The organism is Algoriphagus iocasae, assembly GCF_014206875.1.
GTDB classification, from domain to species: Bacteria; Bacteroidota; Bacteroidia; order Cytophagales; family Cyclobacteriaceae; genus Algoriphagus; species Algoriphagus iocasae.
Genome location: NZ_JACIJO010000001.1, coordinates 553,617 through 562,906 on the forward strand (window position 1 = coordinate 553,617; position 9,290 = coordinate 562,906).

Sequence of the window (9,290 nt, forward strand, 5' to 3'; positions counted from 1 at the left end):
GAGCCATGGAAATTGATTTTTTGCTAATCGGACAAGGGATTGCAGGTTCTGCACTTGGGTTTAGATTAAAGCAAGCTGGAAAAAAAATTAGGATCATAGATCAACCCTCGGGCAATCAGTCTAGTAGGGTGGCAGCAGGTTTGTATAATCCAGTGACCGGAAGAAAAATGGTTAAAACATGGAATGCTGACCTTTTATTTCCTGAGATTAAAACCTTTTACCAAGAACTGGAAAAAATCACTGGGCAAAGTTTTTTGGTGGAAGAAGCAATTTATCGCCCCTTTCTGTCTATTGAAGAGCAGAATGAATGGATGGGTAACAGTGCAGAAAGTGGTTTTCAGTTGTATCTGGAGAATATTTTCAAAGAAAGCCAAAGTGAACATTTAAAGGACCCTTTTGGGGGAGTCTTGTTAAAGCAATCAGGCTGGTTGAAGATCAATTCCTTTTTAGATTCTATGCAGGAATATTTTTCTGAAGAATTAATTCAGGATTATTTCAATGAGAAAGAGCTGGCCTACGATGGGGAATTTTGGAAGTATAAAGAACTGAAATCAAAAGCCATAATTTATTGTAATGGATTGGGAGCAATGGATTCTAGATTCTTTGGATTCCTACCATTCGCCCCAGTCAAAGGAGAGATTTTGGAAGTGAGACAAGCCTTTTACCCTGATTACATCGTAAATAGAGGAGTATTTCGGGTTCACTTAGGAAATGGCATCCATCGAGTTGGCTCTACCTATACCAAACATGATTTACATTTAGGCCCCACAGAGGAAGCTAAAATGGAGATTCTGGATAAACTTAAAGACTTGGTGAAAATGCCCGTGGAGGAAATAATATCTCATAAAACTGGGATTAGACCAGCGACAAGAGATAGAAAACCATTTTTGGGAAAACATCCAGAGGCTCAAAGCGTTTACATATTCGATGGATTTGGAGCCAAAGGGGTTTCCTTAGTTCCTTATTTTAGTAAAATAATGGCTGCATATTTACTGGGAGAAGATACGATCCCAAAGGAAGTAGACATAGCGAGGTATTTTAATTATATTTAAAAAACATCTTTCAGCAATACGAATGCGATATCACCTGTTCCGAATATTGATTTTTGCTGGTTTATGGTTGAATTCATTTTTTGTTCTGGGTCAATTTGACCAAGATCGATTCGGTAAAAACAGAGTTCAACACCAGCAGTTCGAATGGTATTATTTTACCTCAAATAATTTTGAGGTGTATTATTATGACCGTGGAGGAGCCAATGCCAAAATGGCGATTGAATATCTGGAATCAGAATTTGATCGGCTTACTCAGATGATCGGGTATGTCGCCTATACCAAGCCAAAAATTTACATTTATAATTCTCCGGAGGAATTACTCCAAAGCAATCTCAATTTAAATAAGCAGGAGCTTTTCGAAGAAGGGCAAACGGATTTCAACAGGTTAATCGCTGAAATTTCCTACAAGGGCGAAGTGGATAAATTTAAGGAAGATTTGCTTTATGCTACTTCCAAAGTTATCATCCAAGAAATGCTTTATGGATCGAGCGTTGCAGATGCATTTCAGTCAAACTTAGTCAATGCCTTTCCTGAATGGTATATCGATGGGATAGCTTTATACTTAGCCTCTGGCTGGAGTATGGAGATGGATGATTTTGTGAGGCATTATTTGAGGGAAGAGGATAATCCCAAGATCTTAAAGTTGAAAGAACATGAGGCGGCTTTGGTTGGGCAATCTGTCTGGAATTATATCGCCGAGCGGTATGGGAGAAGATACATTTCAAGTATTCTTAACCTATCCAGAATCAATAGAAATGAAGAAAATAGTATAGCAAATACAGTGGGTTTGAATTATGAAACATTCAAAACCGAATGGAGAAAATACTATTTGACAATCAATCAGCAGGTGGATTCAAATTTTAGAAAAATTGATGAGTCGAATGCTGTTGCAAGTACTTCCCCAAAAGTAATTGGAAAAATAAATGACATAAAATTCAGCCCTGATGGGCTCAATGTGGCTTATGTCATCAATAACGGCGGGAAGTATAAAATTCAGGTAAGAGAAATCAGTTCCGGAAATGAGCGCACTATTTTGCAAGGTGGGGCAGTTTACCAAGACCAAGAACCCAACTTTTTATCTCCTGTAATTGCTTGGAAAGACTCAGCGAATTTAGCTATCGCTTCTTTCAAAAGAGGATTTACCACTTTGAGATTAAGATCCATCGATGGAAGCAGTCAGGATAAGATTTTCTTAAGAAACATCACTCAGATTTTGAGCCTTGATTTTAATGAATCAGGTAGGAATATGGTTTTGTCAGCAATTTCAAACGGTAAGTCTGATATCTATACATTGAATACTAGGGGACAAGGAAAAAGGTTAACCAATGATGTGTTTGATGATCTTACTCCAATGTTTTTAAATGACTCTACCATAGTTTATTCTTCGAACTTTACAGAATTGCCAGACTCCTTGGATGTCAAACAGATAGAACTGGGTGATTTGCCAAACAATTATAACCTCTATTTAATGGAGGTGGGCGATACAATTGTGACGACTAAATTGACAAATACGAATAGTAAGAATATCTATCCAAGAAAACTGAATGGTAATAATTTAGTGTATTTGAGTGATCTGAGCGGGATAAATAATCTTATGAGGTTAAGTGTCGGTAATCAGGTGTCGAACCAGATCTCCGGATTTGACAAGAGTATCGAAGTGTTTGACGTATCCAACAGGATGAGCAAAATCGCCTTTGCGGTTAGAGATGGTCGGGAAGCTTTTCTGAAAATTGAAAATTATTCCAGCGCAGACCAGTTTACACCAAGCACACCTAGGGTACAATTAGAACAAGCTAAATCGTTGAATGAACGAATTGCGGCCAGAAGGCTGATGGAAGAAAAGGAGTCACCTCCGACTGAGAAAGAAGATGTGGCTACTATTCCAAATACTCCGGAGGTAAGTTCAGATACCACAAAGAACAAAAAATCTAATTCAATTAACTTGGATCGATTGAGATTTGAATCTAAAAACGGAATTGATACTGATAATTATACTTTCGATTCATTACCGAATCCGGTAATTGCCAGAGAGAATGCAAATGAAAGTAGCAATAAGATCAATCTCTTAGACAATTTCAGAAAACAGAGTCTACAAAAGCGTGTTTCAGGTCCAAGAGGGATGGAACCTCAGTTTCTGACAAATAGTATAAACACAAGATTTGTGGTAGATCCGCTAAGAGGATTTGGTGTAAGTTTGACTGGGAAAATGACGGATCTTTTGGATAATCATTCCTTTTACGGAGGAGTGATGACCACGTTGGATTTTAGATCTGGAGGAGATATTTTCTTCGAGTATGAATATTTGAAAAGTAGAATTGATTTTAAGGCAAGATTGGATAGAAAAACTATCCGGATTTCTGAAGGAGATATCACTTTCCAAAAATATGTCCTGACAAAAGTTGAAGCTGGATTTTCTTACCCTTTCAATATCAACGCTAGGTTCACGATTGCTCCGTTTTTGGCAAAAACACAATATTTTAACTTAAATCCTGATTCCTTGATATTAGGTCAAGATCCAGATCAAAATAGATTTGATGTAAATTATATTGGTGGAAAAGCTGAATTTGTTGTGGATAGAACCGAGCCAATTGGTCTTTATTCCCAAGCTGGATTCAAAGGGAAAGTAGGATATCAGCATTACCAAGCATTAAATCACTCTTCTAGATCATTTGGTAATTTCTACATGGATTTGAGGAATTATCAGAAGATTCATAAAAACATCATACTTGCCTCTAAGTTGTATGCCGGCTCATTTTTCGGAAACAATCCACAGACCTATTTAGTGGGAGGGATGGACAATTGGTTGTTTAATGAATTTTATAGACCTCCTTCCAATAGACCGGAAGTATCACCCATCAGGAATCCAAACGGGATCGAAAATTCAAATATCCTGTTTGCTGATTTCGTAGATTTGAGAGGATATGATTACGATGAAATACGAGGCAGGAATGTTATCTCATTTACAACAGAGTTGAGAATCCCAATATTTTCTTATCTGACCAGAGGAAACATAACTTCTAATTTTATCAGAAACTTCCAATTGGTAGGTTTCTATGATATCGCTTCAGCATGGAACAATTCAGCGCCTTGGGAGAAAGTAAATGATCAAAATACAGAAGTAATCAATACGGAAGGATCTCCTTTTACCATTGTCCTGAATAATTTCAACAACCCTTGGCTTCAAAGTTACGGTGCCGGGTTACGTACTGTTTTGCTGAATTATTATGTGAAATTCGATGTGGCACAGCCTGTTCGAAATTATAAGAATGAAGATCTGAAGTTCTATGTAACTTTGGGGATCAATTTCTAATTTTCTAAATCAATTATGATTAAATCGATGACCGGCTTTGGAATAGCCGGATTTGAGGATGAGAAGATGATCATCCATGTGGAGGTCAAGTCACTCAACTCTAAATTTTTGGATCTTTCCATACGTAGTCCAAGACAGTTTTCAGATAAAGAGCATGAAATCAGAAACCTTGTTCAGGGTGTTTTGGACAGGGGAAAGGTGAGTGTTTCTATTGAGTTTTTATCTAAGAGCACAAGCGAGCTTCCTGTTTCTATCAATGAAGAACTGTTTACAGCTTTCTATAATAAATTCAAAGGAATGGCTGAAGCGGTGGGAGATGCTACACAAGATGTTTTCAAACTTGCACTTCAAGCCCCTAATGTGATCAGTAATGTTTCGGCTGAAGTAAAAGAAGAAGGAGAAGATTGGGAGCAAATCAAAAAAGTATTGATTCAGGCTCTCCAAAACTGTGATAGTTTCAGAAAAGACGAAGGCAATTCTTTAGAAGAGAAATTAGAGGAAAACATCAGGACAATTGCCGAAGGTCTAAGTGTTATCGCAAAAGAAGAAGGTCAAAGGAAAGAGAGAATCAAGCAAAAAATCAGAAACCATTTTTCAGAATGGTTAGATGAAAATTCCTTTGATGCGAATAGGTTTGAGCAAGAGCTGATTTATTATTTCGAGAAACTTGATATCACAGAAGAAATAGTAAGATTAGATACTCATCTGAAATACTTTTCCAAAATCATGGAAGAGGAGAAAAATCAGGGTAAAAAACTTGGTTTCATTAGCCAGGAAATCGGAAGAGAAATCAATACTATTGGTTCTAAAGCCAATGATGCAGGGATACAGAAATCAGTTATTCTGATGAAGGATGAACTTGAGAAAATAAAAGAACAATCGATGAATGTTTTATAAGAAAGGGGCTTAAAGCCCCTTTTTTTGTGTTGTTTTTCTAATCACTCTTCCATTCGTTTTTCCCGTTAATTCTCCTTTATCGATTTCTACAGTTCCATTGACTAGGACATACTCGATCCCAACTGGGTATTGATGGGGATCTGTAAAAGTGGATTTATCGATAATTGTTTCTGGATTGAAAATGGTAATATCCGCAAAGAATCCTTCTTTGATCAATCCTCTATCTTTCAAACCAATTCTTTTAGCTGAAAGCCCAGTCATTTTATGAATTGCCTCAGGAAGTAAAAGGATTTGCTTTTCTCTCACATAATAGCCTAAAATTCTTGGGAATGTTCCGTAAGCTCTCGGATGAGGATGCCCTTCTCCGGGTGAGGAAAGTCGTCCATCTGATCCGACCATGGTCATAGGGTGCTTCATAATATTTTCCACATCATTCTCATCCATTGCATGGTAAATTGTGCCTGTTCCTCCATTTAGCTGTGCTTGGATCACCAGCTCCGCAGCATTGGGCATAGTTGGCTCCATTTTCTCCATTTCCAGCCAATCTAGAAGTGTTTCGCCTTCTAGATCTTTATTCCAACTCACTCTAGAGAATTGTATTCTTCTCAAGTCATTGCCACCTCTGTCATTTAAAATATTAAAAATGATCCCAGCTTTAATGCTGTCTTTTAGAACTGGATTTGATACTCTTTCTTCAAATTTCCCTCCTTCCATTGCCCAACTTGGGATCAAAACGCTGATACCAGTGTGACTTGCAGCATATGGATATTGATCCATCATGATATCCAGCCCAAGGTTTCTTGCCGAATCAACCATGGCAAGAGTTATAGAGCTTTTTCCCCACATTTTCACACCGATTGCTTTATGGTGTGTGAGTACAACCGGTATGGAAGCCTCTCGAGATATGACGATTGCTTCTTTGACCGCATCAATCAAACCCAAACCTTCCTCTCTAAGATGAGAGGTATAAATACCTCCTTGTTTTGCCGCAACTTTTGAGAGTGCTATTACCTCATCAAGTTCCGAAAAAGTGCCAGGTAAATATTTTAAGCCTGTAGAAATACCAAATGCACCTTCATTCATTCCTGTTTCGACATAAGATTCCATAAGCTGTAACTCTTCATCAGATGGCTTTCGATCTTCCATCCCCATCACTTCTTTTCTAATTGTATTATGCCCTACAAGAAAACCAACATTCAATCCCAGATCCATTTTCTCTAAGCTATCCAAATAAGTCCCAAATGGCCAAGGACCACCTCCATCAGGACCTCCTAGTGCAAAAGTTGCTCCTTGTTTGAGTAAACTTTCTGCCAAAGGAAGTTCCATGATTGGTTCTAAATGAGTATGCATATCTATAAAACCTGGAGATACTGCTAAACCTGTTGCATCAATAATCTTATCAGCATTTTGATCAATTTCTCCAATGGCTATGATCTGATCCCCTTTAATCCCTATATCCCCAACGAAAGGTGCTCCTCCTGATCCATCATAAATTGTCCCGTGTTTAATGATAATATCAAACTCTTCTGTTTTGGATTGGCAGGAAAAAAGTAACAGAAATGCAAAGAAATAATAGAGCGTCTTCATATGAAGGGGTGGTTTTGGTCATTTGTAAGAACTGAATTTATATATAAAAAAGAAAGCTTACATCAATCGATGTAAGCTTTCGTGCGAGTTTAAATTGGTTTAATTCAGTCGAAACTTAATAGGCATGGTCATTCGCGACCTGACAGGCCTATCTTTCATTCTTCCTGGTAGCCAGTTAGGTGAGTTTTTAATCACATCTAAAGCGACCTCGTCGCAACCTCCTCCTACAGTTCTGACAAGTTCAACGTCTTGGATAGAGCCATCAGTATTGACCACAAATCTCACAATCACTGTCCCTTCTAATCCAATTCTTCTAGCCTGAGTAGGATACTTGAGATTTTTTTTGAGGTATTCATACCATTTTTCCATTCCTCCTTTAAAAGAGGCCTGAACTTCTACAAACTCCTTGATTTCATCGGGATCTTCCACCACAGGAGGACCACTAGGAGCTAGATCAATTGGAATTGGCTCTTCCTCGATTCCGAAATCTATGACTGCATCCAGTTTATCGATGATAATGTCGTCTTCTATTATTTCAATTTCTGGTTGCTGAATTACCGGGGGAGGTGTAGGGGGATCTTGGTTGGTGACAGGTATATCCAAAATATCCCAGGTATTATCTTCCTTATCAAAGGTTTTGATTTGGTAGTCCTCATAAGCTTTCCATTCGAAAGCCACCAATACTGAAGCAACGCTGAGCATTAACCCCAGATTAAAAATCATACCGGACAATCGACCAATGTCCGAACTTGGGTTCTTTTTGTTTTCCATGGTTTTGTTTGTTTAGGTAAAAATGAATTCCTAAGAATTTAACCACTTCAAAACCAAAAGACTAACTCAGTAACATTTATTAACTAATTAAAAAGTTGTTAAAAATTGGGCAAAAAAAAGACCCGATTCGTCGGGTCTCTATTTTTTAGCTCAGTTTAAATCTGATTGGAAGTCTCATTCTAGTACGAACTGGTCTACCTCTTTGCTTACCTGGTTCCCACTTTGGAGCTGAAGAAACTACTCTGATTGCTTCTTCATCGCAACCTCCTCCGATTCCTCTCAAAACGTCAACGTCTTGAATAGAACCATCTGTGTTTACAACGAATACCACAATTACAGTTCCCTCGATTCCCATTCTTCTCGCTTGAGTAGGGTACTTCAAGTTCTTGCTTAGGTATTGATTCCAACCTGACATTCCACCTGGAGGATTTGGTTGAGTTTCCACTACGTCAAAGATCTCATCAGCTTTCTCCTCAACAGGAGCCTCAGCGATTACAACTTCTTTGATGACAGTTTCTTCTTTCACATCCACATCAAAGTTAACCTCGATTTTTTCTTCGATTTCTACTTCGTCAGGGATTTCCTCGATGATAGGCTGTTCTACTGGTGGTGGTGGTGGTGGCGGCTGCTCAGTGATTGGAATATCAATCAGCTCTTCGAAATTGTCAGTCACCTGGCCCAGGTCCTTTAGAGCACCGTCGTCAAATGACTTCCATTCAAATGCAGCAAGAGTAGCGCCTACAGCCACTGCTAAACCAAGATTCAGGAACATTCCTGATTTTTTGGTTAGGTCAGCCTTAGGAGTCTTTTTTGCTTCCATGGTGAATTGGTTTATACAGGTTAATTTTTTTCTATTTTAGAATAACAAGTCTAAGAATTTAGGACGATTATTCCAAGTTGTTTTTTGTAGATGACAGCTTAAAATATGTGAAGAATCCTGCGATTCCACCTATCAGGTTCACTGTCATGTCCATATAATCATACGTACGAAAGGGTACAAATTGTTGCAAGTACTCCAATATAATTCCGGTTAAAGCCCCGAAAATCAAATAGTTAATAAGAAGTCTTTTGCTGAATTTGCCCTTGTTTTCAGTCGATATTCCTACTCCGCACCAAAGAAAACTTAATACGCTAAAGCAGATAAAATGAATGAATTTATCTTGAAAGTTAAATACATCCACTTCTGGAAATTTATCTCCTGGAGTAAGCATTGCAACTGAAATGGTGATCAGCCAGGCTAAACTCAAGATTAATCTCAAAACTTATGAATTAAGCTCCTACTAATTCCGCGTATTCCTCAGATGAAAGTAGTCCAGAAGTATCTCCAGAAATTTTAACTTTCACCATCCAGCCTTCTCCGTAAGGATCAGAGTTGACAAGTTCTGGCTCATCGGCTAATTTTTCGTTCAATTCTGTTACTTCACCAGCAATCGGCATAAATAAATCAGATACTGTCTTTACAGCTTCTACTGTTCCAAAAACTTCTTCTGCCTCTAGTGAATCACCCACAGTCTCAACTTCCACATAAACAATATCTCCTAGTTCTGATTGTGCAAAATCAGTAATTCCGATGGTTGCGATATCACCTTCGATTTTTACCCACTCGTGGTCTTTCGTGTATTTTAATTCTTGTGGAATATTCATAATTGAATTTTTTAGTAAAGAGTCCCAAA

The 9,290-nt window shown here is 38.1% G+C and carries 8 protein-coding genes; 3 read left to right on the top strand and 5 right to left on the bottom strand.

Annotated features, from left to right (window positions below; translation table 11 throughout):
* The first annotated feature begins 5 nt into the window (after window positions 1–5).
* Genes FHS59_RS02400 through FHS59_RS02410 form a run of 3 tightly spaced genes read left to right on the top strand, consistent with a single transcriptional unit; the run spans window position 6 to window position 5,259 of the window.
* Window positions 6–1,052, top strand: coding sequence for an NAD(P)/FAD-dependent oxidoreductase (locus FHS59_RS02400; RefSeq protein WP_184492814.1), 1,047 nt, complete (start codon window positions 6–8; stop codon window positions 1,050–1,052).
* A 22-nt stretch (window positions 1,053–1,074) separates the two neighbouring features.
* Entirely contained in the window at window positions 1,075–4,362 is a 3,288-nt protein-coding gene (locus FHS59_RS02405) for a TolB-like translocation protein (RefSeq protein ID WP_184492815.1), read from the top strand.
* A gap of 15 nt (window positions 4,363–4,377) precedes the next feature.
* On the top strand, window positions 4,378–5,259 hold the full coding sequence (locus FHS59_RS02410) for a YicC/YloC family endoribonuclease (RefSeq protein WP_184492816.1): 882 nt from the start codon (window positions 4,378–4,380) through the stop codon (window positions 5,257–5,259).
* 9 nt (window positions 5,260–5,268) lie between these two features.
* On the opposite strand, the gene FHS59_RS02415 is transcribed toward FHS59_RS02410, so the two are convergent.
* The 5 genes from FHS59_RS02415 to gcvH form a co-directional block, all read right to left on the bottom strand.
* Entirely contained in the window at window positions 5,269–6,846 is a 1,578-nt protein-coding gene (locus FHS59_RS02415) for an N-acyl-D-amino-acid deacylase family protein (RefSeq protein ID WP_184492817.1), read from the bottom strand.
* Between the two features lie 99 nt (window positions 6,847–6,945).
* The gene (locus tag FHS59_RS02420; RefSeq protein WP_184492818.1) at window positions 6,946–7,617 is read right to left on the bottom strand and encodes an energy transducer TonB; all 672 of its coding nucleotides are present in this window, start codon (window positions 7,615–7,617) and stop codon (window positions 6,946–6,948) included.
* A 145-nt stretch (window positions 7,618–7,762) separates the two neighbouring features.
* Window positions 7,763–8,437 (bottom strand): energy transducer TonB, encoded by a 675-nt coding sequence (locus FHS59_RS02425; RefSeq protein WP_184492819.1) that lies wholly within the window; start codon window positions 8,435–8,437, stop codon window positions 7,763–7,765.
* Window positions 8,438–8,504: 67 nt separating this feature from the next.
* Window positions 8,505–8,864 (bottom strand): VanZ family protein, encoded by a 360-nt coding sequence (locus tag FHS59_RS02430; protein ID WP_184492820.1) that lies wholly within the window; start codon window positions 8,862–8,864, stop codon window positions 8,505–8,507.
* A 22-nt stretch (window positions 8,865–8,886) separates the two neighbouring features.
* Complete coding sequence (gene gcvH, locus FHS59_RS02435; protein ID WP_184492821.1) at window positions 8,887–9,261, bottom strand: glycine cleavage system protein GcvH; 375 nt, start codon at window positions 9,259–9,261, stop codon at window positions 8,887–8,889.
* Window positions 9,262–9,290: the final 29 nt, after the last annotated feature.

What these genes read in the sequence shown, in the direction of transcription:
- FHS59_RS02425 (WP_184492819.1), bottom strand. Translation starts at nt 8,437, where the DNA reads ATGGAAGCAAAAAAGACTCCTAAGGCTGACCTAACCAAAAAATCAGGA.
- FHS59_RS02415 (WP_184492817.1), bottom strand. Translation starts at nt 6,846, where the DNA reads ATGAAGACGCTCTATTATTTCTTTGCATTTCTGTTACTTTTTTCCTGC.
- FHS59_RS02410 (WP_184492816.1), top strand. Translation starts at nt 4,378, where the DNA reads ATGATTAAATCGATGACCGGCTTTGGAATAGCCGGATTTGAGGATGAG.
- FHS59_RS02420 (WP_184492818.1), bottom strand. Translation starts at nt 7,617, where the DNA reads ATGGAAAACAAAAAGAACCCAAGTTCGGACATTGGTCGATTGTCCGGT.
- FHS59_RS02405 (WP_184492815.1), top strand. Translation starts at nt 1,075, where the DNA reads ATGCGATATCACCTGTTCCGAATATTGATTTTTGCTGGTTTATGGTTG.
- FHS59_RS02400 (WP_184492814.1), top strand. Translation starts at nt 6, where the DNA reads ATGGAAATTGATTTTTTGCTAATCGGACAAGGGATTGCAGGTTCTGCA.
- gcvH (WP_184492821.1), bottom strand. Translation starts at nt 9,261, where the DNA reads ATGAATATTCCACAAGAATTAAAATACACGAAAGACCACGAGTGGGTA.